24 protein-coding genes are annotated in these 24,617 nt (G+C 73.6%); 12 read left to right on the forward strand and 12 right to left on the reverse strand.

Going from position 1 to position 24,617, the window contains the following annotated elements; genetic code table 11:
- Positions 1–116: 116 nt before the first annotated feature.
- Positions 117–1,229, reverse strand: a complete 1,113-nt coding sequence (locus ACIP4O_RS22725; RefSeq protein ID WP_401576968.1) for a glycosyltransferase — start codon at positions 1,227–1,229, stop codon at positions 117–119.
- Positions 1,226–1,765 carry a WcaF family extracellular polysaccharide biosynthesis acetyltransferase gene (locus ACIP4O_RS22730; RefSeq protein ID WP_164289731.1) on the reverse strand — a complete coding sequence of 180 codons (540 nt, stop codon included), beginning with the start codon at positions 1,763–1,765 and terminating at the stop codon, positions 1,226–1,228. The genes ACIP4O_RS22725 and ACIP4O_RS22730 overlap by 4 nt, the downstream gene beginning before the upstream one ends.
- 186 nt (positions 1,766–1,951) lie before the next feature.
- On the opposite strand from ACIP4O_RS22730, the gene ACIP4O_RS22735 reads away from it, so the two are divergent.
- Entirely contained in the window at positions 1,952–3,466 is a 1,515-nt protein-coding gene (locus tag ACIP4O_RS22735; protein ID WP_401576970.1) for a hypothetical protein, read from the forward strand.
- Positions 3,467–3,779: 313 nt separating this feature from the next.
- Positions 3,780–4,625: an SDR family oxidoreductase gene (locus ACIP4O_RS22740; RefSeq protein ID WP_401576972.1), complete on the forward strand. Its 846-nt coding sequence runs from the start codon at positions 3,780–3,782 to the stop codon at positions 4,623–4,625.
- 102 nt (positions 4,626–4,727) lie between these two features.
- Here the strand turns inward: ACIP4O_RS22740 and ACIP4O_RS22745 are convergent, their stop codons facing one another.
- From ACIP4O_RS22745 to ACIP4O_RS22765, 5 genes are read right to left on the reverse strand one after another with little or no spacing between them, the layout of a single operon-like run.
- Positions 4,728–5,075, reverse strand: a complete 348-nt coding sequence (locus ACIP4O_RS22745; protein ID WP_401576974.1) for a MerR family transcriptional regulator — start codon at positions 5,073–5,075, stop codon at positions 4,728–4,730.
- Between the two features lie 27 nt (positions 5,076–5,102).
- On the reverse strand, positions 5,103–6,050 hold the full coding sequence (locus ACIP4O_RS22750; RefSeq protein WP_401576976.1) for an aldo/keto reductase: 948 nt from the start codon (positions 6,048–6,050) through the stop codon (positions 5,103–5,105).
- 50 nt (positions 6,051–6,100) lie between these two features.
- Entirely contained in the window at positions 6,101–7,345 is a 1,245-nt protein-coding gene (locus ACIP4O_RS22755) for a hypothetical protein (RefSeq protein ID WP_401576978.1), read from the reverse strand.
- Positions 7,342–9,048, reverse strand: coding sequence for a lipopolysaccharide biosynthesis protein (locus ACIP4O_RS22760; RefSeq protein ID WP_401576980.1), 1,707 nt, complete (start codon positions 9,046–9,048; stop codon positions 7,342–7,344). Before ACIP4O_RS22760 ends, ACIP4O_RS22755 begins: the two co-directional genes overlap by 4 nt.
- The gene (locus ACIP4O_RS22765) at positions 9,045–10,250 is read right to left on the reverse strand and encodes a glycosyltransferase family 4 protein (protein WP_401577294.1); all 1,206 of its coding nucleotides are present in this window, start codon (positions 10,248–10,250) and stop codon (positions 9,045–9,047) included. Before ACIP4O_RS22765 ends, ACIP4O_RS22760 begins: the two co-directional genes overlap by 4 nt.
- A gap of 237 nt (positions 10,251–10,487) precedes the next feature.
- On the opposite strand from ACIP4O_RS22765, the gene ACIP4O_RS22770 reads away from it, so the two are divergent.
- Positions 10,488–10,961: an adenylyltransferase/cytidyltransferase family protein gene (locus ACIP4O_RS22770; protein ID WP_361334916.1), complete on the forward strand. Its 474-nt coding sequence runs from the start codon at positions 10,488–10,490 to the stop codon at positions 10,959–10,961.
- Here the strand turns inward: ACIP4O_RS22770 and ACIP4O_RS22775 are convergent.
- Positions 10,942–11,667: a CDP-alcohol phosphatidyltransferase family protein gene (locus ACIP4O_RS22775; RefSeq protein ID WP_401576983.1), complete on the reverse strand. Its 726-nt coding sequence runs from the start codon at positions 11,665–11,667 to the stop codon at positions 10,942–10,944. The genes ACIP4O_RS22770 and ACIP4O_RS22775 overlap by 20 nt on opposite strands.
- 476 nt (positions 11,668–12,143) lie before the next feature.
- Between ACIP4O_RS22775 and ACIP4O_RS22780 the strand changes: the two genes are divergently transcribed.
- The 8 genes from ACIP4O_RS22780 (at position 12,144) to ACIP4O_RS22815 (ending at position 19,368) form a co-directional block, all read left to right on the forward strand.
- Positions 12,144–14,621 carry an ATP-binding protein gene (locus ACIP4O_RS22780; RefSeq protein ID WP_401576985.1) on the forward strand — a complete coding sequence of 826 codons (2,478 nt, stop codon included), beginning with the start codon at positions 12,144–12,146 and terminating at the stop codon, positions 14,619–14,621.
- Between the two features lie 131 nt (positions 14,622–14,752).
- The gene (locus tag ACIP4O_RS22785) at positions 14,753–15,172 is read left to right on the forward strand and encodes a roadblock/LC7 domain-containing protein (RefSeq protein ID WP_007819547.1); all 420 of its coding nucleotides are present in this window, start codon (positions 14,753–14,755) and stop codon (positions 15,170–15,172) included.
- Complete coding sequence (locus ACIP4O_RS22790; protein ID WP_164283995.1) at positions 15,169–15,537, forward strand: DUF742 domain-containing protein; 369 nt, start codon at positions 15,169–15,171, stop codon at positions 15,535–15,537. The genes ACIP4O_RS22785 and ACIP4O_RS22790 overlap by 4 nt, the downstream gene beginning before the upstream one ends.
- The gene (locus ACIP4O_RS22795) at positions 15,518–16,204 is read left to right on the forward strand and encodes a GTP-binding protein (RefSeq protein WP_401576986.1); all 687 of its coding nucleotides are present in this window, start codon (positions 15,518–15,520) and stop codon (positions 16,202–16,204) included. Before ACIP4O_RS22790 ends, ACIP4O_RS22795 begins: the two co-directional genes overlap by 20 nt.
- Positions 16,205–16,455: 251 nt before the next feature.
- Positions 16,456–17,631, forward strand: a complete 1,176-nt coding sequence (locus ACIP4O_RS22800) for a cytochrome P450 (protein WP_401577296.1) — start codon at positions 16,456–16,458, stop codon at positions 17,629–17,631.
- 31 nt (positions 17,632–17,662) lie between these two features.
- Complete coding sequence (locus tag ACIP4O_RS22805) at positions 17,663–18,304, forward strand: peptide deformylase (protein WP_401576988.1); 642 nt, start codon at positions 17,663–17,665, stop codon at positions 18,302–18,304.
- 148 nt (positions 18,305–18,452) lie between these two features.
- Entirely contained in the window at positions 18,453–19,118 is a 666-nt protein-coding gene (locus tag ACIP4O_RS22810) for a TNT domain-containing protein (RefSeq protein ID WP_401576990.1), read from the forward strand.
- Complete coding sequence (locus ACIP4O_RS22815) at positions 19,102–19,368, forward strand: hypothetical protein (protein ID WP_401576992.1); 267 nt, start codon at positions 19,102–19,104, stop codon at positions 19,366–19,368. Before ACIP4O_RS22810 ends, ACIP4O_RS22815 begins: the two co-directional genes overlap by 17 nt.
- Before the next feature lie 20 nt (positions 19,369–19,388).
- Here the strand turns inward: ACIP4O_RS22815 and ACIP4O_RS22820 are convergent, their stop codons facing one another.
- Positions 19,389–19,889 (reverse strand): DUF1772 domain-containing protein, encoded by a 501-nt coding sequence (locus tag ACIP4O_RS22820; RefSeq protein ID WP_401576993.1) that lies wholly within the window; start codon positions 19,887–19,889, stop codon positions 19,389–19,391.
- 93 nt (positions 19,890–19,982) lie between these two features.
- A complete protein-coding gene (locus ACIP4O_RS22825) occupies positions 19,983–21,191 on the reverse strand; it encodes an FAD-dependent monooxygenase (protein ID WP_401576995.1) in 1,209 nt (402 codons plus the stop codon).
- Positions 21,192–21,429: 238 nt separating this feature from the next.
- Here ACIP4O_RS22825 and ACIP4O_RS22830 point away from each other — a divergent pair, with 238 nt between their 5' ends.
- Positions 21,430–22,098, forward strand: a complete 669-nt coding sequence (locus tag ACIP4O_RS22830; RefSeq protein WP_401576997.1) for an enoyl-CoA hydratase-related protein — start codon at positions 21,430–21,432, stop codon at positions 22,096–22,098.
- Between the two features lie 181 nt (positions 22,099–22,279).
- On the opposite strand, the gene ACIP4O_RS22835 is transcribed toward ACIP4O_RS22830, so the two are convergent.
- Both ACIP4O_RS22835 and ACIP4O_RS22840 read right to left on the reverse strand, forming a co-directional pair.
- On the reverse strand, positions 22,280–22,783 hold the full coding sequence (locus ACIP4O_RS22835) for a hypothetical protein (protein WP_401576999.1): 504 nt from the start codon (positions 22,781–22,783) through the stop codon (positions 22,280–22,282).
- A gap of 457 nt (positions 22,784–23,240) precedes the next feature.
- Entirely contained in the window at positions 23,241–24,533 is a 1,293-nt protein-coding gene (locus tag ACIP4O_RS22840) for an MFS transporter (protein ID WP_401577001.1), read from the reverse strand.
- Positions 24,534–24,617: the final 84 nt, after the last annotated feature.

Below are 24,617 nucleotides of genomic sequence, written 5' to 3' on the forward strand. Positions count from 1 at the left end.
GGGGGGTTCTTATTTTGGGTGGGGGGGGGGGGGGGGGCGGGGGGCGCGGGGGGGGGGGGGGGGGGGGGGTGGGGGGGGGGGGCGCCCCCCCCCCCCCCCCCCCCCCGACCCCGTCTCTACAGGCCCTCGTACACCGTCAGCAGCCGGTCCAGGACCGCGTCCATCGCGAAGGTCTCGCCCGCGAGGGCGTGCGCGGCGCGGGAGGCCTCGGCGTGGTGGGCCGGGTCGAGGAGGTCGCCGATGGCGGGGGCGAGCCCGTCCGCCGTCGTGACGACGCGGCCCGCGCCCGCCCGGGCGATGTCCTTGGCGAGGCCGTTCGAGGTCGTGACGACCGCGGGGGTGCCGACCGAGAGGGCTTCGAGCACGGACATCGGGAAGGGCTCGTCGACGGCCGGGAGGACGTAGACGGTGGCCTCGCGCAGCGTGCGGAGCATGTCCTCGCCGCTCAGCGGTCCGGGCAGGGCGACCTTCTCGCGCAGCCCGAGCCTGTCCACGAGGGCGCGGACGGCTTCGAGTTCGCCCTCGTCGGGCCCGGCCACGGTGAAGCGGGCCCCCGGGTGCCCGGCAAGGATCTCCGGGATGGCGGCGACGAAGTCGGTGGGCCGTTTGCGGGCCTGGAGACGGGCGGCGTACACGAGGTGCGGCGCGGTGCCGTCCCAGGGCGTGCGGGGCTCCTGCGCCGGGACGCCGTTGACGAGCCGTACCGCCTGGGCGAGCGGCGGGGCGCCGACGACGGCGTCGAGCCCCGCGCGTTCGTGCTCCGTCAGGTAGAGCACGGCGCCCGCGCCGCGCAGCAGGCGGCGCACGGCCAGCGCGTCGAGCACCTTGGCGAGCGCCTTGCCGCTCGGGTCGACCATGCCGTGCGTCTGGAGCACGAGCGGGCGCCCGGCGCGCAGCGCGGCGAGGGCGACCGGGAGGGTCACGAGGTCGCGCGCGAGGTGCACGTGGACGACGTCGGCCTCGCGCACGAGGCGGCGCGCGGAGCCGAGCAGCGCGGGCGAGGTGATGCCGCTGAAGCCGAGCGGGGCGAGCCTGCGGGCCTGGAAGAGGCGCGCGGGCACGCCCTCGACGTCGGTGGGCAGAGCACTGTCGAAGCCGTCGCCGAGCGCGAGGAGACCGGCCTCGTGGCCGCGCTCCTTGAGGCCCTTCGCGAGGTTGAGCGCGACGCGGACGGGGCCGCCGAAGGCGTGCGTCGGGCTGTGCAGCGTGACGGCGTGCAGGACTCTCATACGGGCTCCGGTACGGGCCTGCGGCTGCCGTCGACGGCGTGCAGGGTCAGGGCGGGCAGGTCGCGGGTGAGCACCGTGCCGGCCGCGACGACGGACTGGGCGCCGACCGTGACGCCCGCGAGGACCGTGGCGCGAGTGGCGACCCAGGCGCCGTCCTCGACGGTGATCGGGGCGTTGCGGTAGCGGAAGTCGGCCTTGCGGTGGTCGTGGCTGCCCGTGCAGATCATGGCCTCCTGCGAGACGCAGACGTGGGCGCCGATCCGGATGGGCTCCAGGTTGAGCAGGAAGGCGCCCTCGCCTATCCAGGTGTGGTCGCCTATCTCCAGCTTCCACGGCCACAGGACGCGCACCCGGTGCCGGATGAGCACCCCCTCGCCGATCTTCGCGCCGAAGGCGCGCAGGAGCATGGTGCGGACCCGGGCCGGTGTGAACCACGCCATGAAGACCGTGTTCATGACGGCGAACCACAGGGCCTGGACGAGTTTCCCGCGTCCCTTGTCGTAACCGGCCAGCGTGAAGGCCGGGAGATTGCGCATGTGTGTAACCCCCACCGGCGCCTCCCCTGGCGCCCTCGGTGCTCAGCCTAATGGTTGACTCAAGGTGACCGAGGAGCGTCGGTAGACTGCCGCGGGGGATCTCTTCCGGTTGTCGTACCGGGCGAGTGGCGCGGACCGGTGACCACCGGCCGTGGTCGGGGCACGAGTTGGGGCGGGGGTCGCTGGATGGCGACAGGCACGGAGCAGGCCGGGACGCGCGTCGAGGACAGGCCGCGGTCCGTCCCGGGCCCGGTGGACGCGGAGTGGGGGAAGCCGACCTCACCGCGCACCCTGCTCTCGCGCGCGCTCTCGGTGCCCCTCGTGCTGGGGCTCGCCGTGTTCTTCCCGCTGTGGGTGTGCGCGCAGACCGGCGCGGGGATCAAGGACGCGGTCTTCTGGCTGCAACTCGCGCTCACCGTCTACTCCGGGGCGCGGCTCGCCGCGATGATCCTCACGAACAAGCGGAAGCTGCTCCAGGGCTCCTTCTGGCTCTTCGTCTACATGGCGATGGGCGTCGCCCCGCTCGCGCAGGTCGTGCTGGGGCAGACCCCGACCGTCGTGGTGGGGGCGCGCGGGGACCTCGTCGAGGCGACGGCGCTGATCCTCGCCGGGTGCATCGCCTTCGACCTGGGCGCGCTCCTGGGCCGTACGCGTCCGGAGCGGCCCGGACGCGACGAGAACGCGCTGCGCCTGGTGCACCGCAGGCGGCTGTACGCGCTCGTGGCCTTCTCCTTCGTGGCGAGCGCGCTGTTCGTGCAGAAACTGGGCGGCCCCGCCGTCTTCTTCAGCAGCCGTCAGGAGATCATCGCGGGGATCGAGGACGCGGGGCTCTCGCAGGACGGCTCGCAGGCGGGGCAGGCGATCCTGCGCGGCCTCGGCACCGTGCCGGCGCTGCTCTCGCTGCTCATCTACACGCGGTGGGTCGTGACCTCGAAGCGGGCCAGGCGCTCCCCGGTGATCCTCGCGACGTGGCTCGCGCTCGCGCTCCTGAACTGCGTCGTGAACAACCCGATATCGAACCCGCGCTACTGGTTCCTGACGGTGATGTTCTCGCTGCTCTTCACGGTCTTCCCGCGCAGCGCGGCGATGTACCGCTCGGCGCTGAGCCTCGGGGTCGTCGTGGCACTCGTCGTCTTCCCCTTCGCGGACCGCTTCCGGTACGACGAGAAGAACTACAAGCCGATGCAGACGACGTCGATCCTGGAGCCGCTCGCGCTCAAGGACTACGACCAGACGGCGATGTTCTCCAACACCATCACGTACGTGCACTCCGGCGAGGGACACACCTTCGGCCTCCAGTTGCTCGGGGACGTGTTCTTCGCGGTACCGCGCTCGGTGTGGAACAGCAAGCCGAAGGACACGGGCGTCATCGTCGGCGAGTGGATGGACAACAAGAACACCAACCTGTCCTCGCCCGTGTGGGCCGAGTTGTGGATCGACTTCGGCCCGCTCGGCGTCTTCGGCGGCCTCCTCGGCGTCGGCTTCCTCGCGGCGCGCGTCGACAGGCGCTACGCGCGCAGGGCGGTGCGCCGCACCCCCCCGGGGGCGCTCGTCTCCGTCCTCGTACCGCTCGTCGCCGGCTACTCCTTCATCCTGCTGCGCGGCCCGCTGCTCCAGGCGACGGGCCGCGTGGCGATCGCGGCGGTGTGCGTGGCGCTCATCTCGACACGGAGCAGGAACGGGCGGGCGTGGATGAAGTGAGGCGCGGGCAGGCGTGAGGCGGCGGCCGGAAACGGGAGGGGCCGCCGACCGGACACCGCCGCGGTCACCACCTGGTACGCCTCCGGGCCACGGTGCCTCGCGCGGAGACGGCGTGGCGCCGCATTGTCGAACGGTCGTTCGGTCGCTGAGGAGTACGGGGTGCTCGCGCCGAAAGGCGCCCTGACGTCGCAGGACCTACCGTCTGTCTTGTGCTGCTCTCCCGGCGGCGTCGCCGTCGCGGACGCGGGTGGCAGCGGCAGGGGCGGCGGCTTCGTGGACAGGCCGGACACCAGCACAGGGAGGCTCGACCATCATGGCGGGACCGATTCTCATCACCGGAGCGGGCAGCGGCTTCGGCAAGGAGGTCGCGCTGCGGCTCGCGGCGGCCGGGCACCAGGTGATCGCGGGCGTGGAGATCATCGCCCAGGTGACGGCTGTCCGTGCCGAGGCGCGGGAGCGGGGCGTCGAGCTGCGCGTCGAGAAACTCGACGTCACCGATCCCGGCGACCGCGAGCACGCCTGGTCCTGGGACGTCGAGGTCCTCCTCAACAACGCGGGCGTCTCGGAGGGCGGTGCGACCGCTGACATCCCCGAGGAGCGGCTGCGCCACCAGTTCGAGGTGAACGTCTTCGGGCCTGTCCTGCTCACGCAGGGCATCGCCCGCCGAATGGCGGCGCGCCGCAGGGGGCGGATCGTCTTCATGTCCTCGGTCGCCGGACTCACCGTCGACCCGTTCACCGGTGCGTACGCCGGATCGAAGCACGCGGTGGAGGCGTTCGCCGACGCGCTGGACCAGGAGCTGGCCGAGTTCGGCGTCACGGTCGCCACGATCAACCCCGGCCCTTTCCTGACCGGCTTCAACGACACGATGTTCGAGACGTGGAAGGAATGGCGCGACGACCCCGCCGACCGCCTCCACGACTACGCCGAGCTGGCCTTCCCGCACGAGCAGTACGACCCCGAGCCGGTCTACGCGCGCACGGTACGGGTCCTGCTCGGCGAGGACCGGCGCTACCGCAACCTGCTGCCCGAGGAGATGGAGCCGCAGGCCCGCGAACAGGTCGACGCCCTGTGGGACCGGCAGCTCAACGACGGCAGCCGACCCGCCCTCGTGCGGAAGGCGTACGACATCAGTCCGGGCACACCGGTCCGGGAGTGACTCCCCGCGGTCCGTCGCCCGCCTCCCGCACCTCCGGCGGCGGGAGACGCTCACCGGCCACCGGTGGCCGCCCGTCGCGCGGGGAGCGCGGACCGCGCCCGCTCAGCCGTAGTACGTGATCTTGTCGTCCAGGACGCCGATCGCCCGGCGCAGCGCCTCGACCCGCTCCTCCAGCGCGGCGCGGCGCGCGCGCAGGAAGCCGACGCGGTCCTCCGCCGGGTGCTCGGCGCGCAGCATGGCGACGAACTCGCGGAGGTCCGCGATGCCGAGCCCGGCGTCGCGGAAGCACGTGACGAGGCCGATCCAGAACACGTCGTCCTCGGTGTACTCCCGGTGCCCGCCGCCCGAGCGCCGGATCGGGCCGATGAGCCCCTCGCGCTCGTAGTAGCGCAGGGTGTCGAGCGGGACGCCGGTGCGCTCGACGGCGGCGGCCGGGGTGAGGGTCGTCATGCGGGCCTCCTGGAAGGGACGTGGGCGCTACCGCGCCGCGGCGAAACGGGCCGTTGCCGCGTCGTCGAGGCGTACGTCGCGCGCCGCGAGGGCCTGCTCGACGTGCTCGGGGCGGCTCACGCCGACGATGGGCGCGATCCCCTGCCGCCGCAGCCACGCCAGGACGACCTGGTTGCGGGTGACGGCGAGGTCGCGCGCGAGGTCGTCCAGGACCGCGAGCACCCGGCCGGTCCCGGGATGATCGTAGGTGGCGGGGAGCGGCTTGTCCGCCCGCTCGTAGGAACCCCACAGCAGGGCGCTGTACGCCCACACGGCGAGTCCCTCCTCGCGGGCGAGGTCCAGGTCCTCGGCCGCGAGCATGCGGTGCCCCGCCTCGGCGACGGGCGTGAGGGGACGCGGTTGGAGGAGCGAGTGGCGCAGTTGCAGCGCCGTCCAGGGCTCCACCCCCTGCCGGCGGGCGAGCGCGCGGGCGCGCTCCACGCGCCAGGCGGCGTGGTTCGCGGCGCCGATCCGCGACACGGTGCCGCGCGCCACCAGTTCGCCGAACACGCCCACGGTCTCCGCCAGCGGTACGGAGCGGTCCTCCGCGTGCGCCCACAGCAGGTCGACGTGATCAGTGCCGAGGCGTGCGAGGCTGCCCGCCACGCCCTCCCGTACCGCGCCCGCGGAGAGGCCCTCCGCGCTCTTGGGCCACGCGTGCGCCACGAGGGGGTTCTGCCGGACCTTCGTGGCGATGCGGACGCGTCCGCGCGCTCCGGGACGGGCCTTGAGCCACGCCCCGATGACCCGCTCGCTCGCGCCGCCCACCCCGCTCGGGTCGGACCAGAAGGAGTAGCAGTTCGCGGTGTCGAGCCAGACGCCGCCCTGGGCGACGAAGGCGTCGAGGAGGGTGAAGGCACGCGCGCGGTCGACGCGCGTGCCGAAGTCCATGGTGCCGAGGATGATTCCCGGTTCGTCGTGATCCATGACGGCCATGCTGGGATCTGGAGCGCGCTCCAGGTCAAGTCCCCGCCGCTCGCGGGCGGTCAGGCCGGGGCGGTTTCCTGCCGGTCGTCCGGGTCCGGGGCCGCCGCGGGCGGGTGCTCGGGGAGTCCGCGTACGCGGTTCCAGGCGCCGACCGCCTTGAGCGCGGAGCCGAGCGCGAGTCCCCAGGCGGCGCCCTGGACGCCCACGAGGGCGTAGCCGCCGAGCATGAAGGCGACGGAGAGGAGCGAGAAGACGACCTGGAGGGAGAGCGTCGCGCGGGGGCTGAGCACGCGGAGGGTGACGAGCGCGCAGGTACCGAGCGCCATGACGGCGTACTGGCTCCCCGTCGCGGGCAGGAGCTTCGCCGTCGCCTCCCACGTGGCGCCGAGCAGGTGCTTGCCCGCGCTCGCGGGGAGCGCGTACAGGAGCAGCGCCCAGCCGAGCGCGACGCAGCCGAGAACGACGCCGAGCAGGGCGGCGGCGCGGGCGGTCGCGCGCCGGCCGCCGAAGCGGCCGAGGATCGGCGGTCCGAAGGCGTTGACGGAGTTGAAGAGGACGTTGAGCGGCCCGAAGAGGGTCGTCGCGCCGCGCAGCGCGCCCACCGCGAGCGGGTTCGCGAAGAGGCCGAGGCCGAGGACGGCGAGTTGGCTGGAGGCGTTGCCGACGGCGAACTCGACGACGAAGCGCCGCCCGAGGTGACCGCGGCCGAGGTAGGTGGAGAGGCGGGCGCGGGTGTCGCGCACGTACGGGCGCAACAGCGCGAGCGCGAGGAGCAGCGCGGGAATCGCCGACAGCCCCCAGGCCAGGACCATGCGGGCGGGGCTCGCGTGGTGCGGCTGGAGGGCGAGCGCGGGCACGACGCACACGAGGCGCAGGGTGTCCGCGGCGAGCGCGCGGTGCGGGACGCGCAGCGCGGAGAAGGAGTAGCGCAGTCCGTCCTGGAGCAGCGCGAGCGGCAGGACGGCGCCGAGCGCGGCGAAGGCCGTGCCCGAGGTGCCGCCGACCGCCGCGCCGCCCGCCACGAGCAGCGCTCCGGCGAGCAGCGAGGCGAGCGCGGTGAAGGCGGTCGCGGAGCGGCAGGCGGCGGCGAGCGCGCGCTCGCCGCCCTTCTCCAGGACGACGACCTGTCCCACGTACGACATGTTGAGGCCGAGCAGCACCGTGAAGGTCACGTAGACCATCGAGAAGGCGGCGAAGCCGGCGGCCGTCGAGACGCGGGCCACGATCACCAGGACCAGGATGTTGGTCAGGCTGGAGGCGGCCTGGTCGAGTACGGAGGCGGCGACCGTGGCCGAGCGTCTCATCTCTTGTCGCCCGTCCGCAGGTCCTCGGGCCGCAGCTGGCGCAGCGTCACGGTCTCGGTGCCGTCGCCGAGGCGCTGTTCGACGGGGGGTGCGGGGCGCGGGGCGGGGGGCGGCAGCTCGCTGCCGGCCGCGCGGTGCCCGGTGCCCTTCGCCGCGCCCTTGTCCCTGGCCGGGTGCCCGCCCTCGTCGTGGGTGACCGCGCCGAGCACCGTGCCCCCCGCGCCGACGATCAGCTCGCGGATACGGACGAGTTCGGTGCGGTGCACGCTGCGCAGGTCGCAGACGATGACGACGCCGTCGACGCGGTCGACGAGCGCGAGCGCGTCGGCGTAGGAGAGGACGGGCGGGGCGAGGACGACGACGGTCGAGCCGTTCTCGTCGGCGTCCTCGATGAGCCGGGTGGTGCGGCTCGACGTCAGCGCGCGGGCCACGTTGCGCACCCGCTGGCCCGCGACGAGGTCGAAGGAGCCGGCCTCGCCCGCGTCGACGGTGAGCGGGCGGGTGCCGGGCCAGCCGTTGTCGTCGCTGTCGGCCGGCAGGCTCCAGCCGGGACGACCGGCGCTCGTGTGCAGGCGCGCGGAGAGCCCGGGGGCGCGCAGGTCCGCCTCGACGAGGAGGACGTCCTTGCCGGTCTCGGCGAAGGAGGCGGCGAGGTTGGTGGCGACGGAGGTGGCCGCCTGGGCGCTCGCGTCGCGGGCCGCGACGACGAGGAGTCGGCGGCGGTCGGCGAACCGCGCGTCGTAGGCGAGCCGGAAGGCGATCGAGCGGTACTCCTCGGCGGTGCGCGAGCCGGTCTGGTCGACGGCGAGGAGGCTCTTGGCGGCGCCGCGCGGGAGGGAGCCGAGTACGGGGGCGTGCACGGCGCGCGCGACATCGCCGGTGGAGCGCGGCGAGGGGTCGAAGACGAGCCGGACCCAGGCGGCGAGGAGGCCGAAGGCGATGCCGAAGGCGCCGCCGAGCGCGAGGGATATGACGAGCCCGAGGCCGTCCGAGCCGGTCGGCGGGGTGGCCTCCTGTGTGACGGAGCCCGCGGCCATGTCGAGGCCCATGAGGGTGTCGCGCTGGTTCTGGAGGGTGCTGATGCGGCTCTTGAGGTTGACGTTCGCGGTCTGCTGGGCGTCGTAGGCGGAGGTGCCCTTCGTCATGGCGTCCAGCTGCTGCGCCAGCTCGTTCTGCTGCTTGCCGAGCGGGTCGATCTGCCTCTTGAGCCGGGCGACCATGCTGTCGCGCAGGTCGGACCACTTCTTCTCGCTCGCCGTCAGGTAGGCGTCGGCGAGCGCGTTGGCGCCGCGCGCGGCGGCCTCGGGCGAGTCCGCGGTGTACGTGAAGCGCAGCGTGAGGCTCTGCGGGGGCGTGGTGACCTGGAGCCCCTTCTTGAGCGTGCGGGCCGAGGTGCCGTCCTTGAGCTTCTTCGCGGCGATCTGTGCGACGTTGGAGGAGAGCGCCGTCTGGCGCTCGGTGTTCATGTTGACGCTCTTGTCGGGCGCGGTGGAGCTGTCGAAGGGGTTGGTGGTGGGGGTGCGGACGACGATGTCGCTGTTGGCCGCGTACGAGTCCGCCGAGGTGATGCCGAGGTAGGCACCGCCGATCAGGCCGATCCCGATGCCCCCGCCGATCAGCCAGCGGTAGCGCAGAAGCTGCCGGAACTGGTCACGCAGAAGTTCCGGTTCGTCCCCCGCCGGACTGACGTGCGAGTCGCTCATGTGCGCCAAACCCCCAGAGCCTCTTCGATGAGTGCGTCGATACGGGCGAGTCCCGCCGCGCGCGTCAGATGGGCCGCGACGTGGCGCGGTCCCGCATCCCCCAGTGCCCGGGCCCGCGCCGGGTCGTCGGCGAGTCTACGCACTTCCTTGAGCAGCGCGTCGGGGTCCTCGGGGGCGACGAGGACACCCGCGCCCGAGCGCAGCACCTCGTGCGCGGTGCCGCCCTCGGCGGCGACCGAGGCGATGACGGGGCGCGCCGCGGCGAAGTAGGAGGTCAGCTTCGAGGGCACGCTCATGTCGAGGACGGAGGCACGCTGCGTGACCGCGAGGACGTCCGCCGCGGCGAGGACGTCCATGAAGTCGGCGTCGTCGGCGGGCGGCAGGAAGTGCAGGTTGGGCACGCCGCGGCCGAGTTCTTCGAGGTGGGCGCGCTGATTGCCGTCGCCCATGAGCACGAAGCGGACGGCGGGGTCGCGGCGGGCGGACTCCACGAGGACTTCGAGACCCTGCTTGAGGCCCATGTTCCCCGAGTGCACGACGACGATCTCGCCCGGGGCCCACCCGAGGCGCGCGCGGGTGGCCTCGCGGTCGCCCGCGGGGCTCGTGACGTGGGACCAGTTGGGCACGAGGCGGATGCGCTCCGGGGCGACCCCGAGGGCCTCGACCTTGGCGCGGAAGGTCTCATGGATGATGCCGACGAGGGTCGCGCGGCGCAGCGCGAACGACTCGGCGCGCGCGGCGACCTTGGCGGCGCGGTCGCCGCCGCTGATGCCGCTCTGCGCGGCGGCGGCGCCCATGAGGTCCTGGACGACGGGGATGTACGGGACCTTCCAGCGGTGCGCGAGGCGGGCGGCGAGCACGCCGCCGGCGAGGCTCGGCATCTGCGCGTGCACGGCGTCGGGGCGCGGCATCCGGGGCGGGGCGACGGCGCCGTGCAGGAGGATCGAGCCCTCGAACAGGGCGCGGCGCACGGCGGTCTGGCGGGGCGGCACAGTGTGCCTGCGCCGGTGGACGGTGACACCCGCGCGTTGCTCGGTGCGCCGCCAGGCCCCGGCGTACTCGGGGTCGAGGCTCCACGAGGGGTAGTGCGGCATCCCGGCGAGGACGTGGGTCTCGTGGCCCGACTCGGCCCAGTGCTCGGCGATCTGTGTCGCGTACGGGCCGATCCCGGCGTGCTCCGGCGCGTAGTTGGTGGAGACCATGAGCAGGGTGCGTCGCCCCGCTATGTCCCCGATCTGATCGTTTGCGCTCACGCAGCGCTCCCCTTCCCCCAGCATTTCGCTGCAATCCCCCGGGCGTTCGCGCAGGTACAGACCCTTTCGGCCCTCCAGGCGAAGCTTTCCTAGCCTAAACGTTCACTCACGCCGAAGTGAACGCGCACGCTATCGTCAGACCCGCACCGCACGAACGGTGCGAACGAGACCAGGGGGGTTTCTTTCATGACGGAGCACAGACCGTATCGAGTCGGTTATGCCCCGGGTGCTTACGATCTCTTCCATATCGGACACCTCAACATCCTTCGGCACGCGAAGAGTCACTGCGACTACCTCGTCGCGGGCGTCGTCTCGGACGAGATGCTGGAGCAGTCCAAGGGCCGTCGGCCGATGATCCCGCTGGTGGAGCGCCTGGAGATCGTGCGCAGCGTCAAGTACGTCGACGCCGCCTTCGTGGAGACCGTGCCGGACAAGGTCGACACCTGGAAGCAGGTCCGCTTCGACGTGCTCTTCAAGGGCGACGACTGGCGCGGCACGCCGAAGGGGGACAAGCTGGAGCGCGATTTCGCCGCGGTCGGCGTGGACATCGTCTACTTCCCGTACACCGTCCACACGTCCAGCACGCAACTGCGGCGCGCGCTGGACGTGCTCACGGGGGATGAGCGACCCGCCGGGCCGCTCAGCGCCGAACTGCGCTGAGCTCCCTGAACCACTTGGCGAGGAACGCGAGCAGGAAGAGCACGGCGGCGAGGGCGAGGGCCGCGTAGGCCCAGCGGAATCCGCTGCCCGCGCCGAGGAAGAGGAAGACCAGGCAGAAGATGCCGTGGTCGACGGGGAGCAGCGCGATCGCCCGCAGCGTCGAGGGGGCCGCGGCGGGCGTTCCCGGGGCCGGGCGCGGGGTGAGCTTCTCGGTGAGCAGTCCGCCGAAGAAGGTGACGACCGCGGCGAACTGGAAGACGAGCGGGAGCAGCAGCCAGGCGTCCTCGCCGTCGAAGCCGTAGGCGTCCGGGTGCCGGTAGAAGGAGATGAGCACCGCCGTGTGCAGGGCGGTGATCTTCGCGCAGTCCACCACGTGGTCGAGCCACTCCCCGGCGGCGCTGCCGCCGCCGCGCAGCCGGGCGAGCTGGCCGTCCGCCGAGTCGAAGGCGAAACCGATCGCGAGGCCCAGCCACACGAGGACGCCGAGGCCCACGGACGGAGTGCCGATCGCGAGGCCGACCACGGCGGCGAAACTGAAGAGCGCGCTGATCACCGTCACCTGGTTGGGCGTCAGGCGCAGCGCGTAGGCGCAGGCGGCGAGGACGCGCCCCGCCGGGCGGTTGGCGAAGCGGGAGTAGAGCGAGACGCCTTTCGAGGACTTCTGCGCGGTTCTCAGCTCGCGGAGCGCGGTGTTGATCGTTCCCATGGCCCCCCCGGGTCATTTTTCGTTCATGTGCCGGTCAATAATGTCAGGCGGCTTTCGTGGCCCGGTGGCCGGTACCGGGTGACACGGTGGCTGGTACGGCGTCGTCCCACACCGCCCGCGGAAGAGCGCGAAGCCCCGCGCGCGGAGCGCTCGCCGGGCTCCGCCCCGATCACGGTCGCCAGCACGGACGGGACTGTCGCACGCCCCACCGACAGCGGGCCCACTTCCCGTCACTCCGCGCCGCGCCCCGCTCAGCCTGCCCGGCCGGTCCCTCCCGGCAAACCCGCCTCCTCTATCACAATCACCCCACCCCCGGAAGGGGTTCGGCGGTAAACACCCCCATCGGGCGCTATGCCCGTACAGCACCCCAAGAGTCCGCTTCGGCACGGTTAGCATGACCCGCACGCGGCCCCGGTCCGCGTCTCGTACGTCGCCGTACTCCCCTCCCCCACCGTCGAGACCGAGGGAACCGCGGAATGCCAGTGACCGCTCACCACCCGCGCCGCGCGGGCCGCCCCGGGCGCCTGCCCCGGGCCGCGCCGCCCCTGATCCTGCTCGCCCTCACGGCCGTCGGCGCCATGGCCGCGACGACCGCCGCGCCCCCCGCCGCCCAGGTCTGGACGGGGACGACGGCGGGAATCTGCTGGCTGCTCCTCGCCCTCGCCACCACGTGGGCCACCCTGCTCGTCCGGGTGCACCGCCGCCGGGCGGAGCGCGCCGAACAGGCCCGTACCGACGCCCGCGAGGCGCTCTCCGGCCACACGGCCGAGATCGCCAGGCTCGTCCGCGTCCTCCTGCCCGATCTCGGCGCCCGGCTCGCCGAGGGCGAGACCGCGACGCACGCGCTCGACGCCCTCTCGCTGCCCTCCGATCCCTCGCTCCGCGCGGCCCTCCACTCCGTCGCGACCGCGCTCGGCTCCGCGCACACGGCGGCGCGCGACGCCCGTGCGCTGAGCGTCGAGGCCGCGCTGCGCGCCGAGCGGCTCGACCAGGACATCGAGACCTTCGCCAACGAGACGGTGCCGCTCGTCGTCGCCCGCTTCGCCGAACTGCGCAACCACGGCGACGCCTTGCACCGCGTCCCGCTCCCCGAGGACGAGCGGCTGCGCGCCGCGCTCGACGAGTTCGCGTGGTCCGCGCACTACGGCATGCGGCGCGCCAAGGTCGCCTACGGCATGGTCAGGCACAGCCTCACCCGCGTGCAGGCCCGCAACGCCACCGTGCTGCACCGCCTCCAGGACATGCAGTTCCGGTACGGCCAGGAGGCCTTCAAGGACCTCTTCTTCCTCGACGAGACCGCCTCGCGGCTCGCCCTCGCCGCCGACCGCATCGCCTGGATGGTCGGCGGCAGGGGCAGCCGGATCTGGACCCGGCCCATCGTCATGTACCGCATCCTGCGCGGCGCGATCGGCAAGATCGAGGCGTACCGCAGGGTCGTGCTGCACTGCGACACGGAACTGTCGATCGTCGGCCGCTCGGCCGAGGCGATCATGCACCTCCTCGCCGAACTCATCGACAACTCCACCCAGTTCTCGCCGCCCACCGCCGAGGTGCACGTCTACGCCGAGGAGCGCCCCGCGGGCATCGTCGTGACGATCGAGGACAGCGGCATGAAGATCCCCTGGGCGATGCGCGAGTACGTCGAGGACTGCCTCGCGGGCAAGGTGCTCGACCTCGCGGACTTCAAGAACCACCACTACGGCTTCAACGTCGTCGGCATGATCGCCCAGCGGTTCGAGATCGAGGTCAGCATCCGGCCCTCCTCGCGCGGCGGTACCGGCTTCGTCGTCCTGCTCCCCTCCGTGCACATCTCCGAGCGCAACCCCCAGCACCCCGCGCTCGTCGTCGAGCAGAAGCTCCCCGAGATCACCGCTCCCGTCGCCCCGCCGCTCGACCGCGACCTGCCGCCCGCCGAGGCCCTCGCCAAGCACCGGGCATGGGTGGCGGCCCACAAGGAGGAGCGCGCCCGCGCCGCCGCCGAGGCGGGCACGCCGCTGCCCCCGCCCGGCCCGCCGTCCGAGCTGGAGCGCCTGACCGCCCCCTGGATCGCCCGGCCCGCGCCGGACGCCGAGGAGCACCGGAACGAGGTCCCGGAGCAGGAACCGCCCGCCCGCAGGAGGCGCGCCCCCTACCTGCCCGAGGGCGCGGACCCGTACGACAGCGAACCGCCCGGCGAGTACGAGGAGGTGACGGGGCGGGACCCCTACCGCGACGGCCCGGCCCCGGAGACCGCCACCGCGCCGGAGGCCCCGCCGAGCGGCACGCCCGGAAGGGACGCGTACGGCACCGGGACGGAGCCGGAGGGTACGGGGACACCGCCACGTACCGCCGGGACCGGCGCCCCGCCCGCCCGGACCGGCGCACCCGCGCAGGACGCCCCGCGTCCAGCGGGGCCGCCCCCGCTCCCGACCCGTGGCCCCGGCACGCACGGACCGCTCCCCGCTCCGCGCCACCAGGCCCCCGGGCCGGGCTCGGCCCCCTACTCCCGGGACCTGCCGGCGGAACCGGACAGCGAGGACCCGGTGCCCGGCTTCATGGAGCGCGAGCGCTTCCGCGCCGACCCGGAAGGGGCACGGGCCCGCTTCTTCGGGGACGACAGCGGCGAGTTGTTCTTCGACCCCTTGCAGGGTCTCGGGCCGCTCGTCTCCACGGAGAACGGCCTCCCCGTGCGCCCGCCCGGCCGGACGATGGCCGCCGTCGACCAGATGATCGCCGAACTCCTCGCCGCAGAGCCCCCCTCGGCCGCCCCGCAGCAGGACGTGGGCCGCAGCTTCGGCGGCTTCGACCGCGCGATGCGCGCGGGCCGCGCCGCCCGCGCGGCGGCCACGACCGAGCAGGCGGCACCCCCCACCGCACCGGACCCCACCGCGCCACCGGGCCCGCCCCCGCACGGCGCGCCACCCCCCGAGCCCACCCCGCCACCCACCGACCTGCCGGAGCGCGAGACCCCCTGAGCCCGGCAGGGCCGCCCCCGAGTTCCCCCCGCCCCGCCCCCGGCCGCCCCGCGGCGGCCCCGGACCGGCGCACGTGATTGGAGACAAGGGCCAGTGTCCGTGCCCCCGCCCGGACACCGCCCGCGCACACCATGCCCACCACCGACAACAGCCTCGACTGGCTCCTCGAAAAACTCCTGGACCACACCCCGGGAACCCGCCACGCCCTCGTCCTCTCCCGCGACGGCCTCAAACTCTGCTGGACCCCCGACCTCCCCCTCGACCAGGCCGACCAGCTCGCCGCGATCTGTTCCGGCATCCAGGCGCTCGCGCAGGGCGCGTCCGTGGAGTTCGGCGACCGGCGCGGTGGGGTGCGGCACTCGATGACCGCGTACTACGGCGGACAGTTGTTCATCGTGGACGCGGGCGACGGCGCGCACCTCGCGGTGGTCGCTGAGGAGAACGCCGATCCCGAGTACGTGGGACAGGAGATGAGCCACCTGGTCGGCGCGATCGGCGCCCACCTGCGCGCCGAACCGCGCAGCCCCGCACCGAACGCCGGTACCCCGTGACGCCACGCGGTCCGGCCGACGTGGGCGAACCCGACCGGATCTTCCTCGTCACCGGCGGCAGGACCGCGCCCGGCTCGCGCGTCTTCGACCTGGTCACCCTGGTCGTGCGCGAGACGGACCGGGCGCGGGACCTGGGGCCCGAGCACCAGCGTGTCCTGGACCTGTGCCAGCACCCGGTGGCGGTCGTCGAACTCTCCGCCGAACTCGGCCTCCCCGTGGTGGTGACGCGCATTCTGCTGGAGGACCTGCTCGCCGCCGGGCACATCCGCGTCCGCTCCCCGCGCCCCGCCGCCCGCGCGGCAGGGACGACGGGGCCGGACACCGCCGTACTCGAAGAGGTGCTCCATGCGCTGCGCAGACTCTGAACCCGCCACCCCCACGACACCCCCGGGGTCCACCGGCGCCTCCGACGCCGTGCCCGCCCAGGCCACCGCGCCGCCGGGCCCCCGCACGCCGCTGCCCGCGACCGCCGAACAGGGCGTGAAGATCGTGGTGGTCGGCGGTTTCGCCGTCGGCAAGACGACGATGGTGCGCGCGGTGAGCGAGATCCGCCCGCTGAGCACCGAGGAGGTCATGACGGAGGCCGGCGAGGGCGTCGACGACCTCGCCGGCGTCGAGTCGAAGACCACCACGACGGTCGCCTTCGACTTCGGCCGCATCACGCTCAACGAGCGCACGGTGCTCTACCTCTTCGGCGCCCCCGGGCAGGAGCGCTTCTGGTTCCTGTGGGACCAGCTCTTCGCGGGGAGCCTCGGCGCGGTCGTCCTCGTCGACACCCGCAAGGTCGCCGACTCCTGGTACGCCGTCGACCGCCTCGAAGCCCACCGCACACCGTTCGTCGTCGCCGTCAACCGCTTCGAGAACGACCCGCGCCGCTACGGCCTCGCGGAGATCCGCGCCGCGCTCAACCTCTCCGCGCACGTCCCCGTCCTGGACTGCGACGCGCGCGAACGCGCCTCCTGCAAGGAGGTCCTCCTCACCCTCGTCGACCACCTCTACCACCGCGCCCTCGCGCAGGAGGCAGGCGTATGAAGAACCCGCTCTTCCCGCCCCCTTCGGACGACTACGGCCCCGAACCGCTGCGGCCCTGGGACCACCGGCCGAAGGAATCCGCCACGCCCCCGCTGCGCGGCCCCACCGCGGCAGGCGGACCGCCGCCCGCCTGCCCCGCGCACGGGGACCGCTGGGAGGACGAGCCCGTACGCCTCTCGACGCTCGACTCGGACCGGCCGCCCGCCGAGCTCTACCGCGAACTGCGCGCGCGCTTCGGGCCCGTCGCCCCGGTGCTGCTCGACGACGACATCCCCGCCTGGCTCGCCCTCGGCTACCCCGAGGTCGCCTATGTGACGGGCCACGACGAGGAGTTCGGGCGCGACTCGCGGCGCTGGCACCAGTGGGAGAACATCCCGGGCGACTGGCCGCTGCTCGCCTACGCGGGCTACCAGCCCTCGGTGTTCTTCGCCGAGGGCGAGGAGCACCGGCGGCGCGCGGGCGCGCTCACACGCGCGCTGGAGGCGATGGACATGTACGACGTCTCGCTCGTGTGCGAGTCGGTCGGACGGCGGCTCACCGACCGGTTCGTGCACGACGGGCGGGTGGAGCTGCTCGAGGCGTACGTGCACGCGCTGCCGGTGCGCGTGATGATCGAGCTGTGCGGGATGCCCGCGGGCGAGGAGATCACCGAGAACCTCGCGGAGGACCTGCGGATCACGCTGGACGCCGAGCGCGGCGAGAACCCGGTGGACGCCTACCGGCGGGTCGCCAAGCAGCTCGGCGCGCTCGTGGCCTCGCGCCGGGCGCGGCCCGAGCGGGACCTCACCTCGTACCTCGTGACGGACGCCGCCGCGCTGAACGACACGGAGGCGGTGCACGACCTCACGGTGCTCATCCTGGCCGGTCAGCAGCCCACGGCGAACTGGATCTGCAACGCGCTGCGCCTCCTCCTGCTCGACGACCGCTTCGCCGACAAGGTCGCGGGCGGGCGCGTCGGCGTGCCCGAGGCTCTCACCGAGACGCTGTGGCTCGACACGCCGGTGCAGAACTTCCTGGGCCGCTGGGCGACGCGCGACACGGAACTGGGCGGTCGCCCCGTCAAACAGGGCGACTGCGTGCTGCTCGGTCTCGCCGCCGCGAACACCGATCCCGAGCTGTGGCCGCACGGCGGCATGGGCGAGGGCAGCACGGCGCACCTGTCGTTCAGCATGGGCGAGCACCGCTGTCCCCACCCCTCCCCGCAGATGGCCCGCGTCATCGCCCGTACGGCGATCGACACGCTGCTCGCCCGGCTGCCCGATCTCGCGGTCGCGGTCGAGTCCGAGGAGCTGCGCTGGCGCCGCTCGCTGTGGAAGCGGGGCCTGGAGGAGCTGCCGGTGGTCTTCTCGGCGGGCGGGGTACGGGAGTGGACGGACCGCGGCGCGGGGCGGGCCCGCTCCCGCGAGACGGGCCTCCTGCGGGACTGAGCCGGGCGGGTCCCTTTGCGAGACTGGCCCGATGACCACTCCCGGCACCCTGCCGCCCCTGCCCGAGCGGGTCGAGCGCCTGCTCGCCACCGAGGACCCGCTGCCGATCGTCGCCGCGGGCGGCCCCGTCCTGCGCGCGCCCGCCGCGCGGTACGAGGGCCAGCTTCCCGACGCGCTGCTCGCGCGGCTGCTCACGGCGATGCGCCGCACGATGCGCGAGGCCCCCGGCGTCGGTCTCGCGGCGCCGCAGATCGGTGTGCCGCTCAGGCTCGCGGTCCTGGAGGACCCGGCGACGGTGCCCGAGGAGGTGCGCCGCGTGCGCGAGCGCGAGCCGCTCCCGTACCGCGTGCTGGTCAATCCGGTGTACGAGGGCGTCGGTGAGCGGCGCGCGGTCTTCTACGAGGGCTGTCTGAGCGTGCCGGGCTGGCAGGCCGTCGTGGCGCGCCACGCGGTCGTGCGGCTGCGCGCCGAGGACGAGCGCGGCACGGCGCTGGAGGAGGAGGTAAGCGGCTGGCCGGCGCGCATCGTGCAGCACGAGACCGACCACCTCGACGGGACGCTCTACGTGGACCGGGCGCTGCCGCGCTCGCTCACCTCGAACGAGAACCTGCTGCGGTACTGGAACGAGCCGGCGCCCGAACGGGCCGCCGCTGAACTGGGGTTCGCGCTCTGACGGAGGCCGCATCACTCGTTCGGGGGAACTCCGGCCGGTACGGGGTCGGCGCGGGTCGCGTCGGGACGCCGCACGGCTAGCTTGCGGCAGTCGACACCCGCGCCGCCGCTTGGCGCGGGGCTCCCGTACAGCCCGGAGGTACCCCTTCGTGACCGCCAAGCCGCTCGCGCTGCTGCTCGCCGCGCTCACCACCGCAGCGCTCGCCACCGCTCCCGCCGAGGCGGCGAAACCGGCCAAGGACGCCGCTGTGCGGGCAGCCGCGTGCACGGGCGAGTTCCGCGGTGACGCGCGGCTCGGCCCGCGTCACCTGCCGGGGCCCCGGCAGGAGCCGGTGGGGCCGCTCCTGAAAGGCTGGAAGCGCACGGGCGGGCTGGGCGAGCGCGCCTTCCTGAAGAAGTACTGGGAGGGCGACGCCACGAGCGGGAGCTGGAAGTATCCGCCGAACGACGGCTTCATGGAGACGAACGGCGAGCCGGACCGCACGGCGACGCGGCTGCGGCGCGGGAAACGCCTGGACCGGTTCGGCTCGGTGTACGGCGCCTTCCTCGCCCCCGCCGGGGACGCGTACGCGAAGCGCGCGCTGCCGCCGCAGAACCTCAACACCCGTGAGGCGAGCGCGCCGTGCAGCTATCACGTGTACGAGGTGACGAAGCGGTTCACCGTGTGGCAGGGGCCGATCGCACCGTGGTTCGGGCAGCCGGGCGGCGGCGAGCAGATCAAGCTGGACCCGGCGCTGCTGAACCCGGGTGAGGGCGAGGGCCTCAACGTGAAGTGGCTGCTCGACCACGACTACCTGCGTGCCCTCGTCGGCTGAGACGGTGGGCCCCCGGGCAGCGCTCGCCGCCGCACTGCGCGCGGCGGGCCTGCCCCCGTCGGTCTACTGGATCGAGGAGGTCCACCAACCGGCCCCGCTCCCACCGGACTTCCTGTACCTGCGCCGCACGCCGGGCGGGGCGGCGGGGTGGGAGACGGGGGGCTACGAGCGGGGTCGTTGGACGCCGTACGCGCTCCACGCCGACGAGTCCGGGGCGTGCGCGCACCTGCGTCACCTCCTCCTGGGCTGAGGTGGCGCGGGTCCCCCGTGTCAGCCCGTGCTCCGGCCGTACAGGACGAGTCCCCACGCCGCGCACGCGAAGGAGCCGGTCGCGGCGAGGGCGCGGACGACGTTCCAGGCCACCCACGAGGACTCGAAGCGCTCGCGGGCCGCGGCGAGTGCTCCGGTGGTCTGGGGGAGTTCACCGGCGGCGAGGCGGTCGTTGAGCGGGACGTTGATCCCGCCGGTGACGGCGAACATCACCACGTACAGGACGAGCGCGGCGATCACCCACCAGAAGACGCGGTGCTCGCCGCTCGTCCAGGCCCCCACGGCGGCGAGTGCCAGGACGAGGAGCGCGCCGGCGAAGGGGGTGAGGAACCAGCCGTTGAGGATGACCTTGTTGATGTTCCGCATGGCCTCGACGAAGGTGCGGTCGCCGCCCTTGCCGAGGCCGGGCATGACGGCGTAGGCGAAGGCGGCGAAGAGTCCCGCCATGAGTCCGGTGGCCAGGACGGCCAGGAAGAGGGCGGCCCCTGTCGTCGTCTTCACGTTTCCCCCGTGTCGTGTGAGTTCTCAAGTTCCCTTTTTGGTAAAGGGGTTGAGAACTTATCGGGCCGCGAGGGGACCGTCAAAGGCGTTCTCTCACCTCCGGTCGGCGCCCCGGGACTGGAGGCCGCGGGCGAGGCGCGGGCCGAGCCAGCGCTTGAGGCGGCGGAGGGCTTCGAGTCGCTCGGCGGCGCGGTCGACGCGGTAGTAGAGCTGGGGCGGGACGTAGGGCAGGAGCGGGGAGTGGCGCTGGCCGAGGAGCGCGAACATCTGCTCGGGCGGGAGGTCGATGTAGCGGGGCAGGTTCTCGTACCAGTGGGCGCTGTGGCGGGCGGCGCTCTGGACGGAGAGGAGTTCCCTGCGGCGGCGGCGTTCGTACGCGGCGAAGGCGGCCTCGCGCGCGCCGCCCTGTCCGAGGGCCTCGGCGAGGGCCATGGCGTCTTCGAGGGCGAGGGTGGTGCCGGCGCCGATGGAGTAGTGGGTGGTGTGGGCCGCGTCGCCGAGAAGGACGAGGTTGCCGTGGTGCCAGCGGCGAGTGGTGAGGGTACGGAAGGGGCGCCAGTCGGGAGCGGGGTGCGTCGCGTCCTGGCCGAGGAGCGGGGCCCCGTCGAGGAGGCCCGCGAAGAGCCGTTCGAGGGTGCGGAGTTGGGCGTCCTCCTTGGCGCTGTCGAGACCGAGGCCGCGCCAGGTGGCGGGGGCGCACTCGATGACGCAGGTGCTGCCCTCGGGGCCGTACCCGTAGGCGTAGCACCAGATCCAGCCGTGCGGGGTGTCGACGAACGCGAAGCTGAAGCTCGTGAAGACCTTGGGGGTGCCGAGCCAGACGTAGACGTTGCGGCCTTCGGTGAGGCGCGGGGCGAAGTGGTGCGCGTGGTGGCGGCGCAGGGTGCTGCCGACGCCGTCGGCGGCGACGAGGAGGTCGGCGGCCGGGGGTGCCGCCGGGTCGATCGCGCTGCCGTGGCGGACGTCCACGCCGAGGTCGCGGGCGCGGGCGGCGAGGAGGGCGAGGAGGCGGTGGCGGCCGATGCCGTAGCCCTGGTCGCCGTGGTGCTCGGTGACTTCCTCGCGGATGCGGGCGCGGCCGTTCTTCCAGGGAAGCGAGGCGGCGTGGAGGGCGTGGGCGCTGGGCTCGTCGTGGGCGCGGAGCCGGTCGAGGAGTTCTTCCCAGTAGGTGACGCCCCAGCCGTAAGTGGAGCCCGCGGGGTTGCGTTCGTGCACGGTGATGTCGTGGGTGGGGTCCTGGAGTTTCATCAGGATCGAGAAGTACAGCCCGCCGGGGCCGCCTCCGGCACAGACGATCTTCACGTGCGCTCCCGCTCTGTCGCTGCCGACGCTTCTGTCGCGTCTTACGGTCGACGGTGACGAAACCGTCGGAATCGGCAGGAAGGTAGCAGGAGTTACGGGTTCTGCCGGGCGCGACAGGTGGGCGGCGTCCGGGGTCCACTCCCCCGGTCGGCACCGCTTCCCGGTAAGTTACCGACCGGTTAACATGTGGCCCCGCCCCGGCCGCCCCGGCGGGGCGCCCCGCCGGAAGGACTACGTCATGCCTCAACTGACCCGTGACGGGGACGTCTTCGTCCTGCGCCTGGACGCGGACAGCGAGAGCCTGTTCCACCCGGACTGGCTGGGCCCGGTGGAGCGGGCCCTCGACGAGGTGGAGGCGGTGGAGGGGCCGTGCGCGCTCGTGACGGCGGGCGTGGGAAAGTACTGGTCGAACGGGCTCGATCTCGCGTGGCTCATGGCGCACGGGGACCAGTACGCGGCGTATCTCGACCGGGTGCACGCCCTCCTGGCGCGCACCCTCGCCTCGCGCGTCGTGACGGTCGCGGCGCTCACGGGGCACACCTTCGCCGCGGGCGCGATGTGGGCGCTGGCCCACGACGTCCGGGTGATGCGCGCGGACCGGGGCTGGTTCTGCCTCCCGGAGGTGGACCTTGGCCTCCCCTTCCAGCCCGGCATGACGGCCCTCATCCGTTCTCGGCTGTCCCCCGCGACGGCCCACGAGGCGATGACGACGGGCCGCCGCTACCCCGCCCCGGACGCTCTGGCGTCCGGCCTGGTGGACGCCGTGGCGGACGCGGACCAGGTCGTCGCCGAGGCCGTGACCCGAGCCGGCGCCCTCGCCGCGAAGGCCGTCCCGGTCCGCGCGGAGATCAAGGAGGGGCTGTACGCGGAGGCGCTGGCCGCCCTGCGGACGGCGACGAAGGCGTAGCGCCGCTCCGGAAGGCGGACCCGCACCGTACACTCGGGCCGCGGCGGACACGGGACGTGACGGCCGGGCCGCCGACGGGGCCCAGCGCGTCGATGACGTCGCCCTGAGCCGCCCGGTCTTCGTCCGGCGCTGTCGCGCCGACCACTGCGCGCGCGTGCACGAGGGGCCCGCTCCGGGCGCGTCAGGCGCCTTTGCCCCGCCGGGACGTACCGGGGCCGGTCAGGGCCCCGACCGGGGCGAGCACATGGGGTGCGGGCCGCTCGCCCCGCGCGCCCGAACACCCCCAGGCGGGGGCGCCGTCGGGGGTGAGGCACAGGTGGGCGCCGAGGCGGTGGTCGGGGCAGACCGGCCAGACCCGGTGGAGGAGTTCCATCAGGGACTCCTGGGCGGCTTCGGCCACGGCGGCCACGGCGTCGGGGAGGGTGCCGGGGGGCTCGGCGAGGAGGGTGTTGTGGTGCCACTCGCCGTTGGACCTTGCCACGTAGAGGAGTTCGGGTGCGTCGGCGTCGCCGGGGCAGGCGACCAGGCGCAGCGGCGGCTCTTCCGGCAAGGTCGCCGCCACGTCCTCGTTGACGAGCGCCAACGCCTCCTGCCAGTCGCCGTGTTCGCCCGGCTCTACGAAGCGAAAGGAGAAGAGGTCGGGCGCGGGGCCCGGCAGGGGTTCGAAGAAGAAGTAACCGGACAAGTGGTCCCCCCGGTGTCGGCAGAGCGGGTCAGTACGGGTCTTCGAGCCGGTCGCCCGGGACGAGTTCGCGGAAGGTCTAAAGGGCTTCCGGGGAACGGGACCGTGCCAGGAGGGCGGCGCCGTCGTCGTCGTCGCGGAGCAGAGTATCCCCGGCCAGGAACCAGCGCACGCGCGCACCGGGCGGACAGTCGGGGAAAGGCAGCCGTGTCGCGACCCCCTCCAGCGCCGCCGCCGTGTCCTCGTCCTGTGCGAGGAAATCGGGTCAGGCCCCCCGCCGGCGTGGGGGAAGGGCCTGTGCCGCGCGGAGTTCCTCCTCGGGGACGCCGTGAATCCGCTTCAGCGCCACGTCCCGGTCCGCCGCGAAGCCCTCGATGAAGCGCCAGGCTTCGTGGCGGTCCGTGGCTGCCCGGCCGAAGGCTGCCGGACTCTCGTGTCATGAGCGGACAGTGCGCGGACGTCAGACGGTGCCCTCGCTCAGGGCGGCACGCGGTTCCTCCGCCGGATCCTGTTCCGGCGTCCGCAGCACCCCCGCCGCCACCGCCGCGCTCACGCAGAAGGCGACCGGGAGGAAGAAGGCGAGGTTGAGGGGCATGAGGTGGGTCATGGGGCCGATGACGGCGGGGCCCGCGAGCATGCCGAGATAGCCGAGGCCCGCGACGCGGGAGACGTTGACGCCCGCGCCCGCCGGGTCGGCGTGGCCCGCCGCGCTGAAGAGCTGCGGGACGCAGCCCGAGAGCCCCGCGCCGAAGACCGTCCAGCCGACGAGCGCCGCCCAGACGGAGGGCGACAGGGCCGCGAGGGTCATGCCCACCGCCGCGAGAGCGGCCCCGTACCGCAGCACCGCGAAGGAGCCGAAGCGCGCGGCGACGCGGTCCGTGAGGAAGCGCCCGACGGTCATCGCCGTCGCGAAGGCGCCGTAGGCGAAGGCGGCCGTGGACTCGGGAGCGTCGAGGACGTCCTTGAGGTGCAGCGTGCTCCAGTCGTTCGCGACGCCCTCGCTGAGCATGAGCATCAGGGCGAGCACGGCGAGGAGCCAGATGCGGCCCGACGTACGGGTACGGAGCGCGGCCTTCCGCGCGGGCGGCGACGGCGCGTCCGCCTGGCCGGGCAGCGGCTCCGCACCCGTATCCCTGCCCGCATCCGCATCCGCGACCGCGCCAGGCCCCGTAGCCGCCTCCGCGGCCTCCTCCGCCTCCGACCGCAGCAGCATCGGCGTCACCACCACCGCGAGCACGATCCCCACCACGGCCGTCACCGCGAAGACCGCCACCGGGGACCAGTCCAGACGCAGCGTCTGCGAGCCGGCGAGGGCCGCGAGGACGCCGCCGACCGAGAAGACCGCGTGGAAGGCGGACATGATCGGTCGCCCGTACCCGCGCTCGACCTGCACGGCGTGCGTGTTCATGCTCACGTCGAGGCAGCCGTTGCCGAAGCCGAGGACGAGCAGCGCCCCCGCCAGGGTCCACGCGTTCGTCGCGAGGCCGGGCAGGACGAGCGCGGCGGCGCACAGCGCGAGACCGGCGGGGACCGTGCGGCGCGGGCCGAAGCGGTCGCTCAGCGGGCCCGCCGCCTGCATGCCGAGGAAGGCGCCGCCCCCGAGCAGCAGCAGGAGCCAGCCGAGCAAGGCGTGATCGATTCCGGCGCGGTCCTCGACGGCGGGGATGTGGACGACCCACATGCCCATGACGAAGCCGTTGAGCAGGAAGACGGCGAAGGTCGCGCGGCGCCCGGCCCGCAGCACTTTGTTCATCGAGCGAACATAGCGCACAGCGTTTCTGTGCGTAAAGGCTCGGCCAAGGCGCGACCAGCGGCGTTTCTCACATGTGGCGTGTTT

The organism is Streptomyces sp. NPDC088923 (assembly GCF_044749745.1).
Classification (GTDB): Bacteria; Actinomycetota; Actinomycetes; order Streptomycetales; family Streptomycetaceae; genus Streptomyces.